Genomic DNA, 24,116 nt, shown 5'->3' on the forward strand with positions numbered 1-24,116 from the left:
AAACGCCAAGGCGCATTTGATTTAAGAAAGAGGTTATTAGCTACCCTCTTAAAAAAACTAAGAAACGGCACTTTTTCTTAGAGTGCCGTTTTTTCGTTAAAAAGGAGTTTTGACGTTGAATCGGGAAAAAGCAATCGTTGTATTTAGTGGGGGTCAGGATAGCACAACATGTCTATTCTGGGCTAAGGAACGTTTTGAAGAGGTTGAAGCAGTGACTTTTGATTATGGGCAAAAGCATCGACTTGAAATTGAATGCGCAAAGAAAATTGCAGAGGAACTTGATGTTAACCATCACATTCTTGACATGTCGCTCCTGAATCAACTAGCTCCGAATGCCTTGACACGACAAGATATAAAGATAGCAGAGGGAGAAAATGGTGAATTGCCATCGACTTTTGTGCCGGGGCGCAACCTGCTTTTTCTTTCATTTGCTGGCGTATTAGCGCGTCAAGTGGGGGCAAGACATATCGTGACTGGAGTTAGTGAAACAGATTTCAGCGGGTATCCTGATTGCCGGGATATTTTTATGAAGTCTTTGAATGTAACATTAAATTTATCGATGGATGATACTTTTGTGATTGAAACGCCATTGATGTGGCTAAATAAGGCACAGACATGGGAGCTCGCCGATGAGCTTGGGGCATTGGAGTTTGTCCGTGAAAGAACATTAACTTGCTATAACGGTATAATCGCAGATGGCTGTGGTGAATGTCCGGCTTGCAAATTGCGAAAAAGAGGACTTGATGAATTTTATTTAGGGAAATCAAAACTAGCTAATCAAGGAGAAAGATGATGAGAATACTATTTTACTTACTATCTATTGTTGCAGCGAATGTAGTAACAGCTGCACTCGCGCCGTTGCAGTTTGGAATTTTTATCGTTCCAATGGGTACGCTGTTGGTTGGAGCGACCTTTATTCTTCGGGACCTGGTGCAAAACAAATATGGTAGGGCGAAAACCTATTTATTTATTTTTATAGCATTAATCTTATCAGGATTGGTTTCATTTATGCTTGGGGATACGTTATTAATTGTAGTGGCATCGGCCATTTCATTTGTTGTCTCTGAGTCGGCTGATACAGAGATTTATACGAGATTGAAATTGCCGCTAGCTTGGCGCGTCTTCTACAGCGGAATTGTAGGAGGATTTCTAGACTCTGTTATTTTCGTAATTGTTGGTTTAAGTCCACTAGGAGCTAATATTCTGCCTTGGGAGGCAGTACCAGCTGCTATTTTAGGGCAAATCATTGTTAAGACGATCATTCAAATGATAGGAGCTCTTATTTTGAACCAAGTTCGATCGAATGGTTTTGATAACGTAGAAGCAATGAAATAAAAGACATTGAAGAAGCCACGTTTTGTGGCTTTTTTATATGATAAACACTGCAAAGCCATTCATGATTTTGCAGTGTTCAAAGTTGAATAATCAAAAACAAATCTGAATCAATCTAAAATAGTCACCTTCAATTGTTTTCTGCCGAAATTAATGGCTTCTTGTTTCGAAGGAATAAAGACATCGATTTTATTTCCTTTTATAGCTCCGCCAGTGTCTCCGGCAATTGCTTCTCCATAGCCTTCTACATAGACTTTACTGCCAAGAGGAATAACAGATGGGTCAACAGAGATAACCTTTGCATCTTGGTTTTCTAATAGATTAATACCGGTTGATGTAATGCCTGAGCATCCTTCACATGTAGCAGTATAGGCTGTAGCTTCAACAACTAGTTCCTTTTTATTACTTGTTGAAGAAGCAGATGTGCTTTCCTCTTGCGTTTGGGCAGGAGGTACTGCTGCTTGGCTAGTATTACTTGTTTCAGTTACTGGTGCAGCAGCTTCTATTTCCTTTTGTGTTTCAGTTATCGGTGCAGCAACTTCTGTTTCTTCTTGTGTTTCAACAGCTGGTGCAGCACTTGCAGTTTCCTTAGGTACTTTAACAACAGTTTGTGCCTGCGTTTCAGCATTAGCAGTGGTGGTAGCTTTTACACCCTCAAAGATTACTAGATTTAATCCAGGATGGATGAGGTCAGGGTTTTTATGTATTTGGTTCCACTCTTGAAGTTGAGAAACTGTTACCTGATGATCCTCTGCTATATCCCACAAAGTGTCACCCTGCGTAACTGTATATTGTTTTTCTGGCACAACGATAAGGTCATCTCCAGGGTGAATTAGGTCTGTTGTTAGTTGATTTACCATTTTGATATTTTTAACAGAAGTATTATTTGCTTGCGAAAGATCCCAAAGTGTATCGCCCTTTTGTACTGTAATTGTTGAAGCTTGTACATTAGCACTTACTGATACTGAGAGCACAGTACCTGCCAAAATTGTAACTATTCTTTTAAGCATTCTTTTTACCCTCCATGTTCTATGGTTGCTAATTTTCAATAATCGTAACATAGATTTTCCGCAGAAAAAGAACAGGGGGGTGTTAATTTGGTAACATCTATGGCAATTATATTGCAAGAGTATTTCTAGCAGGGAGCCAAACTGGGAAACCACCAGCCACAGTAATGGATAAAGTATGCTAAGATGTAGTGGATAATATCAATATATTAACGGAGGAAATTAATTTATGAGTAATCTGCCAAATTGTCCGAAATGTGATTCTGAATATGCCTATGAGGATGGAGCACTATTGGTTTGCCCAATGTGCGGCCATGAGTGGGCTTTGGGATTAGTAGAGAACAATGAGGATAAAAGAGAGATCAAGGATTCAAATGGTAATGTATTAAATGATGGGGATACAGTAACCGTCATTAAAGACCTTAAAGTAAAAGGGAGCTCTTCTACTCTTAAGCAGGGTACCAAAGTAAAAAGTATTCGTTTGGTAGAAGGAGACCATAATATCGATTGCAAAATTGATGGTTTTGGAGCAATGAAATTAAAATCTGAATTTGTAAAAAAAATATAAAAGTAGTTTTGAAGTGAAAAAGCGTCAAAGACTGGGCAATGTCTTTGACGCTTTTATAATGAAAGGTATTGAACGGTACTAAAAGCTACCCTCAACATGCCTTTTAGTACTATAAACTCTACTACCAAGCTCATTTAACATAATCGCTGCTAAAATAATAGCTGTGCCTAACCACTGCAGCCCAGTTACCGTTTCTGACAAAATAAGGCTGGCTGATAAGATGGCAATTGGTAACTCAATGGATGTTAATATATTAGCGATTCCACCTGGAACTAAAGGCGAGCCCACAGCGAAAAAGAGTGGAGGAAGTACCGCTCCAAATAGCGAAACCCCAATTGCAACCGTGAATAGGTCTGCTTCCAATGGCAGTACAGATGGAATATCACGCATGAATACGACTAGAATTAAGATGGTGGACCCAGTTGCCATTAAAGAAGTTCGAGTTAATGGATCTACATGAACAGCAACCTTTCCACTGAAAAAAATAAATCCTGCATACGTAAATGCAGAAAGAATACCAAATAGGAAACCTTTATAAGGGAGACCCTGGATGTCACCATTTACGATATTGGAAGCAAAAAAGACTCCGATTAAAATTAAGACAATTGATAGAATCGTGACAGGGGAAGGTTTTATTTTACTAAAAATCCATTCCAAAATAATACCGATCCAAACAAATTGAAACATTAAAATGATGGCCAGTGAAGCTGGAAGGTATTGCATCGCACCATAATAAAAGATACTTGTTAATCCGATAAAACAACCGGTTATCATGATTTGTGGAATATTCTTCTTAGTAAGCCCTTTAAAGCTTGGACGTTTTATTAGAGTAATGGACCATAATAAAATTGCGGAAATTAGCATTTGAACGATATTAATTTGGCCAAGTGAATAGCCAAAGCTAAACCCTAATTTAGCAAATACCGGTGTAAAACCAAAACACCCAGCTCCTAAGAGAACGAATAATATGCCCTTATTTATTTTCACTATGATACCTCCTGATGCAAAAAGACTATTAGACGATTATAGCATAAATAGGGGATTAGCTGTTCCAAGTACCTGTTTGAATGAGAGGTTCAATCTGGAGATGTCCCAATTAAAAAAATCTCCTTAATCAAGGAGATTTTCTATATGTTCAATTCTTCATAGTACGCGTGATGTTTTTATTTCCTCTTTGTACTTCAACTTCACTTTTTAACCCTTTCAGTAACGAGAAGCACATGATGATCAAAATGATCGCAAAAGGGAGTGCAGCCGCGATGGAGGCTGTTTGCAAAACTTCCAATCCTCCAGCTAAGAGCAGAACAGCAGCTAAAGCCGATTGAATGACACCCCAGGTTACTTTTATTTTATTTGAAGGATTTAAGGTACCACCTTCACTTAACATGCCTAATACAAAGGTGGCTGTATCAGCTACTGTTATATAATAAATGGCCACGACAGCAAAACCCAAAATACTTAACAAAGAACTTAATGGCAGATAATCAAAGAATGTAAAAATAGACAATGAGACGTTTTCAGTGATATGGGTTGCCAAGTCATGATTTCCTGTGTTTTGAACAAGTTCTAATGCCGAACCGCCGAATATGCTCATCCAAAGGCATGTTCCGAGGGTAGGGAAAATCAATACGCCGATCACAAATTCGCGTACTGTTCTACCTTTCGAAACCCTGGCTATGAACATTCCGACAAAAGGAGCCCAGGCAATCCACCATGCCCAATAAAATAAGGTCCATGATGCAATCCATTCTCCTTCACCAAAGGGCTTTAGCCTTAAACTCATATGAATAAAGTCATCAAGATAAAGACCCATCGTATTAAAAAAGACCTTTGTGATAGTTAAGGTTGGACCAACGATTAAGATCATCAGCATAATCGCAAAAGATAAAATCATCGCTGCATTTGATAGGTATTGAATTCCTCTTTCCAGACCTGTATTAATGGAGATAATAAACAGGACTGTTGCGACTGCAATCACAATTATCTGAACGAACAATTCATTAGGAACTCCGAATAGGTCATGCATTCCGGCTGTAACCTGCATGGCACCAAGTCCTAATGATGTTGCAATCCCGAATACTGTTGCAAAAATGGACAGGATATCAATTGTTTTACCAATAGGTCCATAAATTCGATCGCCCAGCATTGGGTAGAATGCCGAACTAATGGATGCAGGAAGCTTTTTATTATATTGAAAAAAGGCAAGGGCTAAACCAATAATTGTATAGATGGCCCAAGGGTCCAGACCCCAATGAAAAAAGGTATATTTCATTGCGGTATTAGCTGCGTCGACTGTATAAGGTTCACCATAGGGAGGATTTGTGTAATGGGTGACCGGTTCCGCAACACCCCAGTAGACAATTCCTATCCCCATCCCGGCACCGAACAACATCGCAAGCCAGGAAGCAGTATTGAAATCAGGCCTGTCTGTTTTTTTACCTAGTCGTATATCACCATATCTAGAAAACAATAAATAGACAGAGAAGATAACAAAGAATAGGGTTGCACCGAGATATACCCATCCAAGGTAATCAATTGAACCATTATAGATGATATCAGTGACATGAGCGAGATTATCTGTAAAAAAGACTCCCCATACAATAAATATGAGGGTAAGTATTAATGAAATAATAAAAACGCTTGATCCGTTTTGACCTTTTTTAGCCATGGGAACCTCCTCTTATGATAAAAGCATTGTCTTGTGAGTTCTTATAAAAAGAATTACGAATCCTGGTCCAATACACTATAAAGAAACTCCCACTTGTCGGCGTTCATCAACTCAAACGCAGATACTTCTTGATCGCCACCCAGATAGACCGTATCGCCTTTAATTGCTATCACCATAGCTATTATATTTTCGGTACTATCTTTCTTTTGATAGATGTCTCCTAATGATGGCAGCAATGCATTGTTATTGGCATTTTCAGACAGGGACTCCTGTAAGTCAGCAACTGCGCTTGATTCCATATCTTTAAAATCGATTGGGTGGCTGTCTTTGTCACGGCCAGGTGCCATTAACATATACTCATTGTGCTTGACTCCGTGAGAATTACTTGTAATAATTCCTTTTTTGTCCACCGTCTCAACCATTTCAATTTCATTTAGCGAATAAGTGTCTAAGGAATCAGGTCTTGGATTGTGAATGAGGATATAATCTCCTTCTTCAGCATTTTGATCGAGTTTGAGGGTGTATGCTTTAAAGTTGAAAATAAAGCTGTCATGCTCCTTTGGTTTATACCTTTCTACTTCTGCCGCTTTGGTTAAATGCTGTGTGAGGTCTCGTAGCTTTATAAGATGGACGGATTGCTTATACACAGGATTTACCCCATAAACCTTATGTAATTCATTGTTGTAATAAACAAATTGTCCTTTTCTGACCTGAAACAATTTCACTCAAAAAACTCCCTTCAACCATAGGTTTATCAAGTTGCGAATCACTAGAGATTTTGTATGTAGTGGAAGGCATAATACTTTATCCTTTCTTAGCATGTCTTTTTTAGATAAAACAATGTAAGAATTGGAAAGTTTAAAATCGGAAATATTTAACCGACTGATGGCTGGGTGTATTTACTAATTGTGTGTCGATTTTATGACAAAACGGTGAAACAAAATGGACAAGGGAAAAACGTAGTAAAATAGACTAGAGGCTAGGTTTAGATTGATATCTACCAATTGGTAAGAGAGGACGTAAATGAAAAAATTGAAATCATATCATAGATTTTTTGCGCTACTAATGACATTATTTATAGTAAGTTTGGCAGGTTGTAGTAAGGAAGAAATTGTTGTAACAAATGTAGGGGAGCTAGACTTTAAGCAAGCCTTAAAAATTCCAGAGCTTGTCGAACCTGCAATTGAATCCGATGGTACAAAAAACTTTACATTATCCATGCAAACAGGAACAACGGAATTGTTGCCAGGTAAAATGGCGGACACATTCGGAATTAATGGAACCTACTTAGGTCCAACCATAAGAGTTTCGCGGGGTGACAAGGTTTCTTTTAATGTTCAAAATAACCTAGGTGAGACGTCTACATTACATTGGCATGGGATGAGATTACCTGCTGCGATGGATGGAGGTCCACACCAGATGATTGAAGCAGGGGATACATGGACACCGCATTGGACGATTGACCAACCATCTGCAACTACCTGGTATCACCCTCACTTACATGGAAAAACAGAAAAGCATGTCTATCGCGGACTTGCGGGGATGTTTATTATCGATGATGAAGATTCTAAAAAACTTCCTTCCGATTATGGTGTAGATGATATTCCGCTCATTATTCAAGACAAATTGTTTACAGATGATGGCCAATTAAAAGATGATAAGGAAGGCATCTTTGGAACCCTTGGTGATAAAATACTTGTCAACGGCACGTATGACCCTTATCTCGAAGTGACGTCAAGCCAGGTTCGGTTTCGGTTGCTAAATGGCTCAAATGCAAGAGCTTATCATTTTGGTTTTACCGACGGTCGATCTTTTAAGCTTGTCGCTAACGATGCAGGGCTCCTTCAAGAGCCAGTTACGATGGATCGTTTCATGTTAAGCCCGGGTGAACGTGCAGAAATTGTGGTTGAATTTAAGCCGGGAGAAGAAACAATTCTTCACAGTTTCAGTGGAAATAACGGTATTGATAATGGGGAGTTTGATTTGTTAAAGATTATTGCGGCTCCTGAATTAACTGAAGCCTCTCCAATCGAAGGACAGCTTTCAAGCGTTCCTCCAATCGAAGTTCCAAAGAATGCACTGGTTCGTCAATTTACATTAACAATGGAGAACAAGATTAATGACAAAGTAATGGATATGTATCGAATTGACGAGGTTGTCCCGGCTGGTACAACGGAAATTTGGGAGATTAATAATTTTGGTTGGTCTCATAATTTCCATATTCATAATGCCGCTTTCCGAATTTTGGACATTAATGATAAGGAACCTTCGGAGTATGAAAGAGGAAGAAAGGACACCGTATTTGTTCCTAATGGATCAAAGGTTAGAATCGTTGTAGAGTTTGGTAACTTTTCAGATCCTCATGTCCCTTATATGTATCACTGCCATTTATTACGTCATGAAGACGATGGCATGATGGGCCAATTCTTAATGGTTGAACCAGGTACAGAATCCCAGGTGCCAACCACATTGCCTAAAAAAGAAAACGAACAGCATGATCATCATTAAAAGGACGGAAACCCCCTAAAATGGACTTAAGATCCATCAAGGGGGTTTTCTTTTGTTTGGAATAAAAGTCATTCTTCACGAATTTTCCCAGTGTTTCCCTTATAGATTTAAAGTAAGAAGCGAAAGGGGGATAATTCTATGAACGAATGGCTTACAAGCTTAAGAACGAAAACACCTCAAGAGGGATTTGAATTGGCCATTACATTGGCAAGGAAGGGTGTTGGGTATACTCAACCTTCGGAAGAAATTAAGAAAAAGTTAAGGCCAAAGTATTCAAAGAATGCGGATAGCCTCATCATGGCATCACAGGTAATTGCCATTCATTTTCAAACAATCTCCGCTGCCAATAATTATTGGAAATAAAATTACAGGTATTGGTTATTATAGGGGCGGTTGCGGACAGTACCCACGGCTTATAATGTTATTTGAATATACATATATGTAATGTAATAATGATTTTTAAAAATAATTTTTCTTAAAAGAAAGTCCCGTTCCACCAAAGGGAAAGGGACTTTCTTATCTTTATTGATGAATCAGTGTTTTCTGATCAGGTTTGTCTGCACTTGTATCCCAATTATTTCGAATGATATAGTCGAATGCACTTAATGATGCAGTTGCACCTGAGCCCATTGAAATGATGATTTGCTTATAAGGACTATTAGAGCAGTCTCCTGCAGCAAAGACACCAGGGATAGACGTTGCACCACGGTTATCAACAACAATCTCACCCATACGATTGCGTTCGATTGTGTCACCGAGCCAATCAGTATTTGGAACAAGTCCAATTTGAACGAACACACCTTGTAACTCAACATGATGTTCTTTTTCAGTCGAACGGTCAACGTAAGAAATTCCATTTACTTTGTCAGTACCCGTAATTTCTGTTGTTTGAGCATTCGTAATAACTGTTACGTTAGGAAGACTGAATAGACGATCTTGTAGTACAGTGTCAGCTTTAAGTTCTGAATTAAATTCAAGAACTGTAACATGCTTCACAATACCTGCAAGGTCAATTGCTGCTTCAACACCAGAGTTTCCGCCGCCAATAACAGCTACGTCCTTGCCTTCAAACAATGGACCATCACAATGTGGACAGTATGCTACACCTTTGTTTTTGAACTCTGCTTCACCTGGTACATTGACATTACGCCAACGGGCACCAGTTGAAAGAATAACGGTTTTACTCTTTAGGATAGCACCGTTCTCAAGTTCAATTTCAACAAAGTCTTTCTTTTCAATACGTTTCGCACGTTGAAGGTTCATGATATCAACGTCATACTCTTTTACGTGTTCTTCAAGGCTTGCCGCAAGCTTAGGTCCTTCAGTACGCTTAACACTGATAAAGTTCTCAATGCCAAGAGTATCCATGATTTGACCGCCAAAGCGCTCAGCAACAAGACCTGTACGAATGCCTTTACGTGCTGCATAAACTGCTGCACTTGCACCAGCAGGTCCGCCTCCAACAACAAGAACATCATATGGGTCTTTTCCGGCAAATTCTGATGCGTCAGGAGTGCTTCCTACTTTAGATAGGATTTCCTCAAGAGACGAACGACCGCTGCTGAATGACTCGCCATTTAAGAATACTGTCGGTACTGCCATGATCCCTTTACTTTCAACTTCTTCTTTATAAGCAGCCCCTTCAATCATAGTATGAGTAATACCAGGGTTAAGGACGCTCATGACGTTTAATGCTTGTACTACATCAGGACAGTTATGGCAGCTTAAACTAACATAAGATTCAAAGTGATATTCACCTTTAATATTCTTTATTTGGTCAATTAGCTTTTGATCAACTTTCGGAGCTCTTCCACTTACTTGTAAAAGGGCTAGTACTAATGATGTAAATTCATGTCCAAGAGGGATACCAGCAAAGGTAATTCCAGTATCTTCACCGATTCGATTTACACTAAAGCTGGGGGTTCTCTCTAACTTAGAATTCTCAACTTTAATTTTGGCTGACATAGCTGTCAACTCATCAATGAGAGACAGCATGTCCTTTGAAACATCATCAGAACCTGCACTAACTTTAAGTAAGATATCATTTTCTAAAAGCTGAAGATATTGGGCTAATTGCTGCTTAATATCTTTATCTAATACCATTTATAGCACCCCTTAGATTTTTCCTACTAGGTCTAGGCTTGGCTTAAGTGTTTCGCTTCCTTCTTCCCATTTTGCAGGGCAAACTTCACCTGGATTGTTACGAACATATTGAGCAGCTTTAATTTTGTTAACAAGTGTACTTGCATCGCGGCCGATACCGTCTGCATTAATTTCCATAGCTTGTACAACACCATCTGGATCAATGATGAAAGTTCCGCGTTGTGCAAGACCTGCTTCTTCATCTAGTACGTCAAAGTTACGTGAAATTGTTTGTGAAGGGTCACCGATCATTGTATACGTAATTTTACCAATTGCATCTGAATGATCATGCCATGCTTTATGTGTGAAATGTGTGTCTGTTGAAACAGAATATACTTCAACACCTAATTCTTTTAGTGTTGCATATTGGCTTTGTAAATCTTCAAGCTCAGTTGGGCAAACGAATGTAAAATCTGCTGGGTAGAAGCAAATGATACTCCATTGTCCTTTAAGATTTTCCGCCGAAACCTCAACAAAATCGCCATTTCCGGCATTGTAGGCTTGTGCTGTGAATGGTAGTATTTCTTTTCCGATAAGTGACATAATAAATTCCTCCAATAGGGTTATATTTAAAAATAGACTATTAGTAGTATGGACTAAAAGGTCTATAATTATTACTTGTTTATACTAATTATTATATAGATATTATTATTTATGTCAACGAATAAACATAAATAATTATAACTAAATAGTATTTTACACATTCTGTACAAAATCATTCTATTCCCATTCTTCTTCTCAAATTATCAATTAGTGACATTGACATTGCAACAAATATGATTCATAATATTCCTAATCTATACAAAAAAGATAGTTGTCGCTCAACTTATTATAAAAGAAGTAATGATAGGGAACTAGTAAATAGTCCTCGGGTAAAAGAGAGTAAAATTCGTCGGCTGAAAGATTTTACGCGCCTGCAATGCTATTGAACCTGTCCTTTGAACTGTTAGGCAAAACCTAACCGTCGCCTGCGTTAAAGGTTTTTGAGTGGGTGCTAGAAGGATTTCTAATATGTGTTCAAAAAGGAGGATGAAAAGGACCAAGAATTTCAAGGCGGCGCTGCTTTGAGTACCGGAGCGTATGCAGTTAATACGTGAGGAACGGAGAAGCAAGCCAACGCAGAAATTCGAAGTGTCATTTTCACCGGACTTTTTGAACTTCCTCTTCTAGTATCAATAANAGTGTCATTTTCACCGGACTTTTTGAACTTCCTCTTCTAGTATCAATAAAGGTGGTACCACGAGAGACAATGGTCTTTTCGTCCTTTTTAGAGGGATGGAAGGGCCTTTTTTTATACCTTTTTTCATATTAATTGGGTGGTGATGAAGTGAAGAAGAAACGAATTGTAGTCAAAATAGGGAGCAGTTCATTAACAAATCAAAATGGTGGTCTGGCTATTGAGAAGCTGCGTGAGCATGTGGATGCAATTGCCCAATTAAAGGAACTTGGGCATGATGTTATTCTCATTTCATCTGGTGCAGTTGCAGCTGGCTTTATGGACCTTGGGTATTCATCCCGTCCTAAAACTGTTGCGGGCAAGCAAGCTGCCGCGGCTGTAGGTCAGGGTTTGCTTTTAAGAGGCTATACAGAAGAATTCAAAAAACATGGAATTGTTGCAGCACAATTGCTGTTAACAAGGCAGAACTTCCTTTACAAGGATCAATATAACAATGCTTATGCAACTCTTTCTGAACTGTTAAAACGAAATGTTGTACCGATTATTAATGAAAATGATTCCGTGTCACTTGAGGAATTAAATTTCGGAGATAATGACATGTTATCAGCGCTCGTAAGTGGCCTTGTTCATGCGAATTTTTTGATTATCATTACAGATGTTAACGGTATCTATGATCAAAACCCGCGAACACATCCAGAGGCAAAAAGGTATAACTTCCTTGATGAGATTCACGATGAATTGCTGAATGGTGCTTCGGAAGCAGGTTCAAAGGTAGGAACTGGCGGAATGAAGTCGAAAATTGAGGCGGCACGTACAGCACTAGGGCTTGGTGTTAAAGTGTTTATTGGCTCAGGTACAGGTGAAGAAAAATTTGTTGATATTCTTGCGGGAAAAGGCGACGGAACCTATATAGGTAACTCCGCACGACCTGGCATGAAAACATCAAAGCAGTGGCTAGCCTTACATTCAATACCAAACGGAAAAATTGAAATTGATCAGGGGGCAGAAACTGCTATTTTAAGACATGGTAAAAGCCTTCTCCCAGCAGGGGTGACAAATATTATCGGCAATTTCAGAATCAATGATGTTGTTGAAGTTGTGAATGTAAAGGGAGATATCATCGGAAAAGGAAAAGTGAATTTTTCTTCCGATCAATTAATAAAAATTAAAGGATTATCCAGTACGAAAGCAATGGTTAAGGTAAATAGCGATCAAGGTGTTGTCATTCATAGAGATAATTGGGTAAGTCAAAAAGAGAGGAGAGTTAAGTATGAGTGAGTTAATTGAAAAAGCGAAAAAGGCAAAAAAAGCTGCATCGATTTTGGCGAAAGTGACGACTGAACAAAAGAATAAGGCACTTTCTGCAATTTCCGATCAATTATTGAAGGAACAAGCATTTATAGTAGAAGAAAATGAGAAGGATATACAAACTGGAAAAGAAAATGGGATGAGTGAATCACTAATTGATCGCTTAAAGCTAAACGAAGAGCGTATACATGATATGGCAGATGCACTTATTCAGTTAACAGAACTAGAAGACCCTGTTGGACAATTAATAGAGGAATGGGAGCGTCCAAATGGTCTTAAGATTGCTCAGGTTCGAGTTCCGTTAGGGGTCATTGGAATGATTTATGAGGCAAGACCAAATGTAACAGTGGATGCATCCAGTCTTTGTTTAAAAACAGGAAATGCTGTTGTGCTTCGAGGTAGCTCAACAGCCATCCATTCGAATAAGGCGATAGTAAAGGTTATTCAACACGCACTTGAGTTATGTAACCTGCCAGTTGAGAGTGTACAGTTGTTAGAAGACACTAGCCGGGAAACGGCATCAGAGATGTTCAAACTAAATGAATATCTTGATGTATTAATCCCGCGTGGCGGCGCAAAATTGATTCAGACAGTTGTTCAGAACTCAACCGTTCCTGTCCTAGAAACGGGTGCCGGTAATTGCCATGTGTATATTGATGAAACAGCCAATCCAAAGATGGCGATTGAGATTGCGATTAATGCGAAAACACAGCGTCCATCTGTATGTAATTCGATTGAAAATGTTCTTGTCCAGAAGGATTGGGCATCCAATCATTTACAAGAGTTAATAACAGCTTTACAAGGGCATGATGTTCAGATTCATGGTGATGAAGATGTCCAACATGCAGGAAAGGATATCATTCCTGCTCGTCTGGAAGACTGGGGAACAGAGTTTTTAGGGTTAGAGGTTGCGGTAAAAGTGGTTGAGGATGTAGGAGAGGCTATTGCCCATATTAACCAATATGGAACAAAGCATTCAGAAGCGATTATTTCCGAAACTGTTACAAATGTAGAGCAATTTTTCACAGAAGTGGATGCTGCAGCTGTTTATCATAATGCATCTACGAGATTTACAGATGGATTTGAATTCGGGTTTGGTGCTGAAATCGGGATCAGCACACAAAAACTCCATGCTCGCGGGCCAATGGGATTGCAAGCATTGACGTCTACTAAATATACAATTCGTGGAAATGGGCAAATAAGGTAATTAAATATAAAAGGTAGGGATGTTTCCAAGTCATTGTGGGGACATCCTCTTTTTATTTTTGAAAGTTTACAAATTTGTTTACGTGTGTACAAAGTGTAAACATGATGTGTACAATTCCGTTTACATGTTTACAAATGTGTATACATCCGGAAATAGCAACATGCGCACGATTTTGTATACAATGTTTACAGAAATGTTTACAAATTGCGACATGTTTACAAGGTGTTTACAGGTTTACAGTTATGTTTCTTTTCAGCCAGAACCATTGTGGAATCTAGTAATCTCTTATAACCTTTTAGTATACATAGCAATAAAAAATCTACTAAAAGGGATGATGTTTGAATGTCTATGTCCAGAATTGCAGCAGTTGATGTTGGAAATGATTCTATTAAAGCGATCTTCGGAGAGCTAGATTACGAATTAAATATACCAAATATTATCGCGAGAGATACCGAGGACCGCCCAGTCATTGGAATAGAAGAATTAAATAGTAAGGATCCGCTTGAGGGAATTCATATTAGGGTTCATTCACCTGCCCTAAAAGAGAATAACGTGATTTATCGTATTGGTCATTTGGCAACCAAGAGCGGCAGTGCGTCGGAATTGGACCCAGGAAGCAGTAAATCAGAAGAAGACCAAACATTGATTATGCTTTTTGCTACATTAGCATTGGATGCGGTAAGAGAGGAAAACACTTCTGCCTTTCCTCGTTCCAAAAATGTGATAGATGCAAATTACACCCTTGGAACAGGTTTACCCCTTCGAGAAGTAAAAGAAGGCAAGGATGCGGGATACCGTTCAAGATTAACAGGATCTGTTCATCAGGTTGAATTTCTTGTAACACCCAGATACCAAGGGTTAAAGGTAAATATTAAATTTGAAGAAGTAAAGATTTATCCGGAAGGCTTTGCCGCTTATATTAATCTCGTAATGGATCATAATCTAAAGGTGATCAATAAGGATTTGATTGATAAACGAATTTTAATCCAGGATATTGGCGGACTTTCAACAGATATTGCAGTGATTCGTAACCGAACAGTTGATGATGATAAGGCACAAGGCTTTAATCTTGGTGTGTCTGAGTCATTAGAGGCAATCAGAGAGGAAATCCGCTCCAAGCACGGAGTAGAATTAGATAGTCGCCGTGATGTAGTCGAAATTATTACAAGAAAAAATAACCGAAATCATATTATGGTAAAAGGAAGCCGGACAAGTGTTCATGATATCACAGACCGGATCCTGCTTGAATTAGCCAAAAAGCAATACCGGTTACTGCGCAATGTTTGGCTGAAAAACTCACAAACGGAAATCTGCTATTTCGTTGGTGGCGGGTCAATCGTGCTAAAAGAATATATGAAAACATTGAATAATAATCTGGATGGCTATAATATTGAATTTTTTGAGGACGAAAAAGAGAGCATTTGGATGATGGCCAATGCATATTATAAGCTCATTATGGATTACGTAAGGAAGAATGAGAAGGTAAAAATACCACAAGAACCGGTGAAAAAATAAGATAAGGTGATCCTATGAATAAGTCTAGCTCGACTGAGGTAAAAAGAGGCCAAGCGATATCATTTCGTGTACCATCCGATACACCTGATCATTTATTAAAGCATCTGCAAAAGTTAAAGGAAACAGAGCGCAGGAATTTTTCCAGTAAAATTGCCGAGTATGTCATGCAGGGCGTCGGCCAATCCTACTCAAGGGAGCGGGAGGTTATTACCGTCCCCTTGCCCCATGCCTTAAGTAAGTCCCAGCGGAATTGGCTGAAGCACGAGCATTCCGAGGCCTTGCTGGGCAGTATTCTTTACCAGCTTTTAACGGATCCGGTTCGCGCAACGGCGCTGCTAGCTTCGTTAAATAGTAATTCCTTGGATTTGGATGAAGCTTTGTATCTTCAGGAGGAAGTTGCCGCCAAGCCGCAAATCGCAGCTTCAATTGAGGAGGTAGGTTCTCTTGAAAAAACGAACTCAATTGATACCTTCGAGGATAAGTTAGATCATTTTAACTGGGAAACCGCAAAGAAAGAAGAACCCTTGGAAGAGGAAAAAGATGAGGGAAATGGCGATTTAGACAGCCTATTAGGGGACTTTCTTTCAGCAATGAATAAATAAACAAGTTGGGGCAGCTCCTCGTTACTATAAGGTAGCGGGGGACTGCCCCTTTTAAATTGTTGCTGAGAAATGTATCATAGGTAAAAAATAGATACGAGATAAGGATGGAGATAATGGGAACAGAATTAAATATACAGGTAAAATCAAATCTGGCGAATAAGTATAAGGGAGGATACCCTCTTATCACAAAGCAAGTCATAGATCACACAGGTTCTTTAGAAGAGGGAGCGCTTATTAGCCTTGTTGATGAAAATAACTCATTTATTGGAAAAGGCTATTACGGTAAGCAAAACAAAGGGTACGGCTGGGTGCTTACCAGAAATAAGGATGAAAAGATTGATCAATCCTTTTTTGAAAGAAAGATTAAAGCTGCCTTAGATAAAAGAAAATCCTTTTTTAATGATAAGGAAACAACCGCCTTTCGCATATTTAATGGTGAAGGAGACGGAATTGGGGGCTTCACCATTGACTATTTTGATGGTTACTACTTAATTAATTGGTACAGCGAAGGAATTTATACCTATTACGATCAAGTGGTTACTTCACTTAAAAATCTCACCCAGTTTAAAGCAATTTACCAGAAAAAGAGGTTTGGGGATTTTGCCCTGGAGGATGGATTTGTTGCAGGCGAAAGAGGGCAATTTCCGATTCTTGTAAAAGAAAACGGGGTTCAATTTGCTGTCTATTTTAACGAGGAAGCAATGGTTGGAGTTTTTCTCGATCAGCGGGATGTGAGAAGGACCATTCGCGATAAATATGCAGAAGGGAGAACCGTATTAAATACGTTTTCCTATACCGGTGCATTTTCAGTATTTGCTGCATTGGGTGGAGCCACAAAGACAACAAGTGTTGATTTGGCTAACCGCAGTTTACCGAAAACGATTGAACAATTTAGTGTAAATGGAATTGATTATGAAGCCCAGGACATTATCGTTATGGATGTTTTTCGCTATTTTAAATATGCGGGTAAAAAGAATTTGAAATTTGATATGGTGATCCTTGATCCGCCAAGTTTCGCAAGGTCAAAGAAATTTACCTTCAGTGCCGAAAAAGACTATAAGAATTTGTTAAAGGAAGCAATTGCCATTACAGAAAAGAATGGGATCATTGTCGCTTCCACAAACAGTGCATCATTTGACATGAAAAAGTTTAAAGGATTTATTGATGCGGCATTTAAAGAAAGTAACAGCAAATATATAATCGAAGAGGAATTTTCATTACCACAGGATTTTCAAACAATTAAACAGTTTAAGGAAGGAAACTACCTTAAGGTTGTATTTGTCAAAAAGCTAAAAGGCTAGAGAAAAAAGGAGGATGGTTATTTTGCTTAGAAGCGAATAACCATCCCCTTTTTCATTGTTGTGGCATTTGAATATCGATTAATGTAAGTTCATTGTTACTAGTTAACGCTTCACTCAAAACAAGATCAAACTCGTTCAACTGAGCGGGCCTAACCCCCTTTACCCCGAAGCTTTCAGCCAGTTTCAAAAAGTCTGGATTTCCGAATCCGTCTCCAAAGCTATTACCAAACTTTGCTTCCATCATTTGTTTTTCTAATTTTAACGTTGAATTATTTAACACAATCACAATTATCGATAATCCTAATCGTTTGGCAGTCTCTAATTCAGAAATATTCATTAAAGCCCCTCCATCTCCAGTAACGCAAATAACAGGAGCATCTGGGCAAGCTAATTTGGCGCCAATCGATCCAGGTATGGCAATCCCCATTGAAGCCAATCCATTTGAGATGACGAGTCGCCCAGCTTGTTTAGGTTGATATGTCCGGGCGATGGCAAGCTTATGAGCCCCAACATCAGAGATTAAAATCGTTTTTTCGGTTGAATACAATTCGATAACAGTAAGAATATTTTCGATTGAGAGTGCCTGTTTTCCTTTTAAATCACGGTTAATGTGATACGCTATCTCAATTCGTTCTTTTAGATTTCCAGTTGGAGCCCAATGTTTAGGTGAGTCCGCCAATTGGGTGAGTGCCTGTAATGTTTCATTTAATTCCCCAATTAGTTCTCCCTTAACAGGGTAGTACTCATCGACTTCAGCTGGAAGTGGATTAAGATGTAAAATAGGGCGTTTATTATTATTCCAATCCTTAGGTGGTTTCTCAATGGTATCAAACCCAATCACAATGAGTAAATCTGATTCGTCAATCAATGGAAAAGCTTCATCTTTACTCATAAACCCAAATGTAAAATAATTGAGTGGGTGATCCTTTGGCAAAATGCCTTTTGCCATAAAACTATGGATAACAGGCGATTTTAATTGCTCCACGAATTTGCGGAGCGCTGGCACAGCTTCTTGCCTAATGACCCCGTTTCCTACGATTACAATCGGCTTTTGACATTGCTCTATTATGGTTCGTGCAGTTTCAATGGCTTCGGCAGTAGGTTTGCTTTTTGGTATGGGTGTCACCGGTAATGGCTGAAAGGCATTCTTTTCTATTGCTAGATTCTCTGGTAACTCAATTAGGACAGCACCTGGCTTTTCCATCTGAGCTTCTCTAAACCCCTTACGGATTAATTTGGGTATCGTTTTTGATTCCTTAATTTGAACGCTCCATTTTGTGGCGGGTTCAAATATTTTAACTATATCTAAATATTGGTGGGACTCCTTGTGTTGCTTTTCAAAGCCAGCTTGTCCAGTAATGGCGACCACTGGAGAATGATCAAGAGTTGCACTTGAAATGCCAGTTAACAGATTTGTAGCACCCGGGCCTAGTGTTGCTAGGCAAACGCCAACTTTTTTTGATAATCTTCCGTAAACATCGGCCATAAAGGCTGCCCCTTGTTCATGACGCACATTTATATATGTAATTTGTTGTGATTTAGACAATGAATCCATGATATCAAGTGTTTCCTTACCCATAATGCCAAACACAAACTCAACTCCTTCATTTTCTAAGCAATGAACGAGCACATCTGTTGCTTTCATTGAACTCTTCCTTTCACTCTCAATTTCCCTTATATTTCCCATAGAATAAATTAAAAAACAAACCTTTCTTTGAATGAATCCTATTTTTAATTGTAAAATGGATATTGATGATGAAATTATTAGATTGGATTTCTTATGAGGAAAATCCGGTATCGGCTGTGTTGCATTAAGTCACACGAACCACTGGCTTCGTGGTGGTACATATGGTTTGAAAGCCGCTAATGCAGGCTGTATCGGAATTTGCATGACGAATACATTCCCAAATATGCCGCCATGGGGTGGAAGAGAAAAGAGAATCGGAAATAATCCTTTAATTATATCGGTCCCACAGAAAAATGGAGAACATGTTTTATTAGACGTGGCCCAGTCTTTATTTTCATACGGGAAGCTGCAAACCTACTCGTTAACAGGAAAGAAGTTGCCATTTGATGGGGGTTATGATTTAGATGGTAATTTAACAAACGATCCGAATGCTATTTTAAACGGAGGTGAGGTTCTTCCTGCTGGTTTTTGGAAAGGTTCAGGTCTCTCAATCGCCATTGATATGGTGGTTTCAGCACTTTCGGTTGGCAGGTCCGCCTATGATATGAGAATGGATACAAGGGATGAAGGGATTTCACAGGTATTCATCGCGATAAACCCGATCTCCTATGCCGGTAAAGATTATGCGAATGAGTATATCGATAATATGGCGAATTATATTAAGACCTCCGTAAAAACGGACGGTGTTACAGATATCCTTTACCCAGGTGAAAGAACTGCGAAGGAACGTGAAGAAAACCTTAAAGAGGGAATACCAGTTAACGAAGAAGTCTGGGAAACGGTGAAAAGTTTATAAAAGGATTAGGGCCTTTCCATTTTGGGAAGGCATTTTTGGGGTTATCGGACTAAATTTCGAATATATCGGACCGAGATGGCGAGATATCGGACAATCATCGGAATATATCGGACAAAAATTCAAATATATCGGACTAAAACCACTATATTTCGGACAAACACAAAATCCCTGATAAATAAACACAACATTCTGATGACGCTTCCACCATTTATAAAGTATAATTCTATAAAAAGATTAACTTTATTCAGTTATAATCTGAATAAAGTTAAAGCCTCCGGCGGATGCCAAGATTTTTAAAAGGTAACTTTTCGAGCTAGCTCGAAAAAAATCTGGCGCAAATACGCCAAGGCGTATTTGAATGGAGGGTGAATAGTAGTTGAAAAAAGTAACAGTGGAAGACTTGGTATGCAAGTTTTCGTTAAAGGTATTGGCCGGTGAAAGCCAGCTGCAAAATACGATCACGCAATCCCGGGTACATCGCCCAGGCTTGGAGTTCGTTGGACATTTTGACTTTTTTCCGACAGAGCGGGTACAAATTCTAGGAAAAAAGGAAGTTACATATTTACATAAGCTTACGAAAGAAGAGCGCAGAATACGGATTGGGAATATCGTTCAATATCATCCACCTTGTTTTATCGTCACTTGCGGGGAAGAGGGGCTTACCTATTTAACTAGGCATTGTGTGGAGCAAGGGATTCCGTTGTTGGTGACGAAAGAGACTGAGATCACCTCTGATTTTATTGTGAAATTGGATGCGTATTTGATAAAAGAATTAGCGGAGGAAATTGCCGTTCACGGAGTTTGTATGAATGTGTCTGGGATTGGAATTCTAATTCGCGGAAATTCAGGAGTCGGAAAAAGTGAAACAGCCCATACATTAATTCGCAGAGGGCATAGGCTCGTGGCGGATGACATCGTCGTTCTAAAAAAGCTAAGCCCACAAACGATTCTTGGAACGCATGATGAAAAAACAAAAGAATTTTTGGCCCTCCGCAGTATCGGTTTGTTAAATGTGGTCCGCATGTACGGACGTAAAGCCTTTCAAGATGAAACACGTATTTCCCTTGATATTCATTTAACGAAATGGGAGAAGGACGGCTTATACAATGATTTAGAACAGGAAATTAACACAATGGAATATATGGATGTTAAGATTCCATCGATAGAAATTCAGCTGCAGCCGGGACGTGATGTAGCAGGGCTCATTGAAGCAGCCGCAAATAACTGGTATTTAAAACAGCAAGGATACAATGCTGCAGAGGAATTCATGAGTAGAATAGAGGAAGAAATGGTGAATTCCAATAAAGATGAATAATGAGTTCAAAGGCAACCCAGTTTGAAGTTATAACTGGGTTGCTCTTACGGCTTGGATTGTTGTCTTCATTGGTCTCATTCACCGTCTTTATAAAAATTTGCAGAATCATTTTCGGGTAGTTTCGAATTCATAATATAAAAAACGGCAGGGGACTCTGCCGTTTTTCGTCGTCATTACCTATGTTACTTTCTTAATGAGGACAAGAAAACCTTTTGTGCTGCATTCACTCCAGCACCGGGCTCAAAATGATAGCCAAAGTCCTGCAAACCAGCTTCCATTAGGGAAACAGCTTGAAGAATATCGCTAGGGAAGCAATAGCCCATATGACCAAATCTGAAAATTTTACCTTGAAGATGGCCAAGACCACCAGCAAAATCAAGGTGATACTTTTTCTTTAAGTGACCTAAATAGGCAGTCAGATCTAATCCCTCTGGACCTTTTACAGCTGTAATCGTTGGTGATGCGTGCTCATCACTTGTTAACAATCCGAATGACATAGCCTTCATAGATTCTCGAACCATGTTTTTCATGATTTCATGCCGTTCCACTGTTTTCGAAAATCCGCCTTCATCTTCAATTAAATCGCACACAGCAGATAGACCCATTATAAGTGAAACCGCTGGTGTATTAGGTGTCATTCCTTTTGCAGCCCACTCACGATAGCTTAATAGGTTTAAATAATAAGCAGTAGTAGGATTAGCCTCAATTACCTTCCAGGCTCTATCACTTACAGCTAAAAGGGCAAGTCCCGGAGGAAGCATCATTGCTTTTTGTGAACCCGTTACCAAAATATCAATACCCCATTCGTCCATCTCAGCGGGTGCACCGCCAATACAGCTAACTCCATCGACGATAAAGAGAGCATCTGAATGATTGCGTACCGCTTCTGCCAATTCGTTGACCGGGTTTAAGATTCCTGTTGAAGTTTCATTATAAGTGGCGAATACAGCCTTAATGTTAGATAACGGTTTCATAAAATCAGTAAGGTCTTCTTTGGTGCAAGCTTCACCCCAAGTTTTTGTAAGTTTATGTACGGTTAACCCATACTTTTCACAGATTGAAACGAAATAATCCCCAAAAGCACCTATCGTGATGACAACAACCTCATCCCCAGGAGAAACCGTATTTACCACTGCTGCTTCTAGTGCTGCTGTTCCGCCTGAAGGAAGAAGCAAAATGTCTTGTTTAGTTCCGAAAACAGTTCGGACGCGCTGAGTGGCTTCTTCATATAGCTTCACAAATTCTGGTGTACGATGACTAATCATATTATGAGCCATTGCCAGCTCCACTTTTTTAGGAATTGGGGTTGGTCCAGGATGTCTTAAAATATTCGGCTGCATAGTTTAATCCCTCATTTCACAATTTTCATAAAACTGATATACCTAGATTTGATTATATCTTATTTTAATATATTTTTCAGTCAATTTAGGCTTTATAAAAATTAGAGAAAAAAATCTCTCCACAATAAGTAGAGTGATTTAGAAGATTAAGCGACGTATTCTTCTTTTTTAATATCAGTTGCTTCTTTCTTTAAGTAATATTTACCCTTTGTAGCCTTAGCTAAAATAATTGTTGAATTTCGAAATAAATACCGAAATGTCGACATCTTACTTATAGATTTAGAACAAGATATAAGTATTTTCGGGTTTTGTTGGCGAAAAGGAACTAGCGTAAAATTCATTAAATGTCTTCTGAAAAGTATGTTAAAATAAATAGAGTCGAGATTAAGTCATCATTGAGTACGACAAAAGTTTACCCAGCAATACATCAAGTATATTATTTTACCGTAGTCGCGATAAACAGGGGATTGGAGGAATTAATTATGACTGCTGGACTAATTATCATATTATTACTGGTTCTATTTTTACCTTTCGTTGTAAAACCAATTGAACATAACTTAGAGCCTTTTCTATTTGTCATGGGATTTCTAGCAGCACTAGTAAGCGGTGTTTTTAATCTGGAACTATTCGTTCACGCCTTAAAAGACCCTATTTTTATTACACTTGCTGTACTAATCGCAGGCTTGTTATTCAAATGGTTGAAGAAACCAATTGAAGGGGGCATATTAAAGGTTAGTCACAAAATGGACATTCGTCTATTTTTAGCAATTATTATAGTTGTTTTAGGATTGTTATCAAGTGTGATTACGGCCATTATTGCTGCGATTGTACTAGTCTCGATTGTGAGTACCTTAAGCTTGGATCGCAAAACTGAAATACGAACAGTTATTTTAGCGTGTTTTTCAATTGGTTTGGGTGCTGTCCTTACACCAGTGGGGGAACCTTTATCAACTATTACCACAAATAAGTTAAAAGAAGATTTCTTTTATCTCTTTCAATTAATTGGTGCTGAAGTTATTGTCGCTGTTGTTTTGATAGGTATTGTCGCTTTCTTCGCATTAAAGCCAATTGAGAGCGGGAGCGGCTTGGATGGAGACAACCAGGCAGAAGGCTACGCTGAAATTATTATTCGTTCCTTTAAAATTTATCTATTCGTAATGGGGTTAACCTTACTAGGAGCAGGTTATGAACCATTAGTAAATCAGTATTTACTTCATTTACAACCAGGAGCATTGTACTGGATCAATATGATTTCAGCCATTCTTGATAATGCGACACTAGCAGCTGCTGAAATTAGTCCATCGATGAACACTGAAACAATTCGCTTCTTGCTACTTGGGCTAATTATTAGTGGCGGGATGCTAATCCCAGGAAATATTCCAAACATCATTTCGGCTAATAAACTTGGAATTACAAGTAAAGAATGGGCAAAATTTGGTGTGCCATTTGGCTTAGTAATGATGATTATATTCTTTATTTATTTGCTTATTATGGGGTAAAGATCAGGAGGCCAACTCAAAAGAATTGCTTTTTGAGTGGCTTCTTTTTGTCAATTTTGGGTCCTTTTTTATTGTTAAGCGTACAATGTCAAATACTTTTTTCAAGTTTTAGGGTAACTCAAACACACTTACCGTAGTTTCCTT

The 24,116-nt window shown here is 38.8% G+C and carries 21 protein-coding genes; 13 read left to right on the forward strand and 8 right to left on the reverse strand.

The genetic code is table 11. From position 1 onward, the window contains the following. Positions 1-115: 115 nt before the first annotated feature. Both queC and LKW28_RS19040 read left to right on the forward strand, forming a co-directional pair. A complete protein-coding gene (gene queC, locus LKW28_RS19035; RefSeq protein WP_229142024.1) occupies positions 116-793 on the forward strand; it encodes a 7-cyano-7-deazaguanine synthase QueC in 678 nt (225 codons plus the stop codon). Next, entirely contained in the window at positions 793-1,335 is a 543-nt protein-coding gene (locus LKW28_RS19040) for a VUT family protein (RefSeq protein WP_229142025.1), read from the forward strand. Before queC ends, LKW28_RS19040 begins: the two co-directional genes overlap by 1 nt. 107 nt (positions 1,336-1,442) lie before the next feature. Here the strand turns inward: LKW28_RS19040 and LKW28_RS19045 are convergent, their stop codons facing one another. Next, a complete protein-coding gene (locus tag LKW28_RS19045) occupies positions 1,443-2,342 on the reverse strand; it encodes a LysM peptidoglycan-binding and 3D domain-containing protein (RefSeq protein WP_229142026.1) in 900 nt (299 codons plus the stop codon). A 226-nt stretch (positions 2,343-2,568) separates the two neighbouring features. Here LKW28_RS19045 and LKW28_RS19050 point away from each other — a divergent pair, with 226 nt between their 5' ends. Further along, the gene (locus LKW28_RS19050) at positions 2,569-2,907 is read left to right on the forward strand and encodes a zinc ribbon domain-containing protein YjdM (protein WP_229142027.1); all 339 of its coding nucleotides are present in this window, start codon (positions 2,569-2,571) and stop codon (positions 2,905-2,907) included. Between the two features lie 78 nt (positions 2,908-2,985). On the opposite strand, the gene LKW28_RS19055 is transcribed toward LKW28_RS19050, so the two are convergent. From LKW28_RS19055 to LKW28_RS19065, 3 genes are all read right to left on the reverse strand, one after another. After that, a complete protein-coding gene (locus tag LKW28_RS19055; protein WP_229142028.1) occupies positions 2,986-3,894 on the reverse strand; it encodes an EamA family transporter in 909 nt (302 codons plus the stop codon). Positions 3,895-4,042: 148 nt separating this feature from the next. Next, entirely contained in the window at positions 4,043-5,575 is a 1,533-nt protein-coding gene (locus LKW28_RS19060; RefSeq protein WP_229142029.1) for a glycine betaine uptake BCCT transporter, read from the reverse strand. Between the two features lie 53 nt (positions 5,576-5,628). Beyond that, positions 5,629-6,300, reverse strand: coding sequence for a hypothetical protein (locus tag LKW28_RS19065; RefSeq protein WP_229142030.1), 672 nt, complete (start codon positions 6,298-6,300; stop codon positions 5,629-5,631). 298 nt (positions 6,301-6,598) lie between these two features. Between LKW28_RS19065 and LKW28_RS19070 the strand changes: the two genes are divergently transcribed. Both LKW28_RS19070 and LKW28_RS19075 read left to right on the forward strand, forming a co-directional pair. Continuing rightward, positions 6,599-8,083, forward strand: a complete 1,485-nt coding sequence (locus LKW28_RS19070; protein WP_229142031.1) for a multicopper oxidase family protein — start codon at positions 6,599-6,601, stop codon at positions 8,081-8,083. A 138-nt stretch (positions 8,084-8,221) separates the two neighbouring features. Beyond that, entirely contained in the window at positions 8,222-8,446 is a 225-nt protein-coding gene (locus LKW28_RS19075; protein WP_229142032.1) for a hexameric tyrosine-coordinated heme protein, read from the forward strand. 159 nt (positions 8,447-8,605) lie between these two features. Here LKW28_RS19075 and ahpF read toward each other — a convergent pair whose 3' ends face one another. Both ahpF and ahpC read right to left on the reverse strand, forming a co-directional pair. Next, entirely contained in the window at positions 8,606-10,186 is a 1,581-nt protein-coding gene (gene ahpF / locus LKW28_RS19080; protein ID WP_229142033.1) for an alkyl hydroperoxide reductase subunit F, read from the reverse strand. 12 nt (positions 10,187-10,198) lie between these two features. Further along, positions 10,199-10,768, reverse strand: coding sequence for an alkyl hydroperoxide reductase subunit C (gene ahpC / locus LKW28_RS19085; protein WP_229142034.1), 570 nt, complete (start codon positions 10,766-10,768; stop codon positions 10,199-10,201). A 769-nt stretch (positions 10,769-11,537) separates the two neighbouring features. Between ahpC and proB the strand changes: the two genes are divergently transcribed. From proB to LKW28_RS19110, 5 genes are all read left to right on the forward strand, one after another. Then, positions 11,538-12,680, forward strand: coding sequence for a glutamate 5-kinase (gene proB, locus LKW28_RS19090; protein WP_267498069.1), 1,143 nt, complete (start codon positions 11,538-11,540; stop codon positions 12,678-12,680). Further along, a complete protein-coding gene (locus LKW28_RS19095) occupies positions 12,673-13,917 on the forward strand; it encodes a glutamate-5-semialdehyde dehydrogenase (RefSeq protein ID WP_229142036.1) in 1,245 nt (414 codons plus the stop codon). The genes proB and LKW28_RS19095 overlap by 8 nt, the downstream gene beginning before the upstream one ends. A gap of 342 nt (positions 13,918-14,259) precedes the next feature. Beyond that, entirely contained in the window at positions 14,260-15,432 is a 1,173-nt protein-coding gene (locus LKW28_RS19100) for a ParM/StbA family protein (protein ID WP_229142037.1), read from the forward strand. Between the two features lie 14 nt (positions 15,433-15,446). Continuing rightward, the gene (locus tag LKW28_RS19105; protein WP_229142038.1) at positions 15,447-16,034 is read left to right on the forward strand and encodes a hypothetical protein; all 588 of its coding nucleotides are present in this window, start codon (positions 15,447-15,449) and stop codon (positions 16,032-16,034) included. Between the two features lie 113 nt (positions 16,035-16,147). Then, on the forward strand, positions 16,148-17,335 hold the full coding sequence (locus LKW28_RS19110; protein ID WP_229142039.1) for a class I SAM-dependent rRNA methyltransferase: 1,188 nt from the start codon (positions 16,148-16,150) through the stop codon (positions 17,333-17,335). A gap of 52 nt (positions 17,336-17,387) precedes the next feature. Here LKW28_RS19110 and LKW28_RS19115 read toward each other — a convergent pair whose 3' ends face one another. Continuing rightward, a complete protein-coding gene (locus LKW28_RS19115) occupies positions 17,388-18,980 on the reverse strand; it encodes an acetolactate synthase large subunit (protein WP_229142040.1) in 1,593 nt (530 codons plus the stop codon). A 151-nt stretch (positions 18,981-19,131) separates the two neighbouring features. Here LKW28_RS19115 and LKW28_RS19120 point away from each other — a divergent pair, with 151 nt between their 5' ends. Together LKW28_RS19120 and hprK are read left to right on the forward strand one after the other, a co-directional pair. Continuing rightward, positions 19,132-19,818 (forward strand): Ldh family oxidoreductase, encoded by a 687-nt coding sequence (locus tag LKW28_RS19120; protein WP_229142044.1) that lies wholly within the window; start codon positions 19,132-19,134, stop codon positions 19,816-19,818. A gap of 376 nt (positions 19,819-20,194) precedes the next feature. Beyond that, entirely contained in the window at positions 20,195-21,133 is a 939-nt protein-coding gene (gene hprK, locus LKW28_RS19125; RefSeq protein ID WP_229142041.1) for an HPr(Ser) kinase/phosphatase, read from the forward strand. Positions 21,134-21,315: 182 nt separating this feature from the next. Here hprK and LKW28_RS19130 read toward each other — a convergent pair whose 3' ends face one another. Continuing rightward, positions 21,316-22,473, reverse strand: a complete 1,158-nt coding sequence (locus LKW28_RS19130) for a pyridoxal-phosphate-dependent aminotransferase family protein (protein ID WP_229142042.1) — start codon at positions 22,471-22,473, stop codon at positions 21,316-21,318. A 482-nt stretch (positions 22,474-22,955) separates the two neighbouring features. Between LKW28_RS19130 and LKW28_RS19135 the strand changes: the two genes are divergently transcribed. Next, complete coding sequence (locus tag LKW28_RS19135; RefSeq protein WP_229142043.1) at positions 22,956-23,972, forward strand: DUF1646 family protein; 1,017 nt, start codon at positions 22,956-22,958, stop codon at positions 23,970-23,972. Positions 23,973-24,116 lie beyond the last annotated feature (144 nt).

Source organism: Bacillus sp. REN16 (assembly GCF_020731355.1).
GTDB lineage: Bacteria > Bacillota > Bacilli > Bacillales > Bacillaceae_L > Ferdinandcohnia.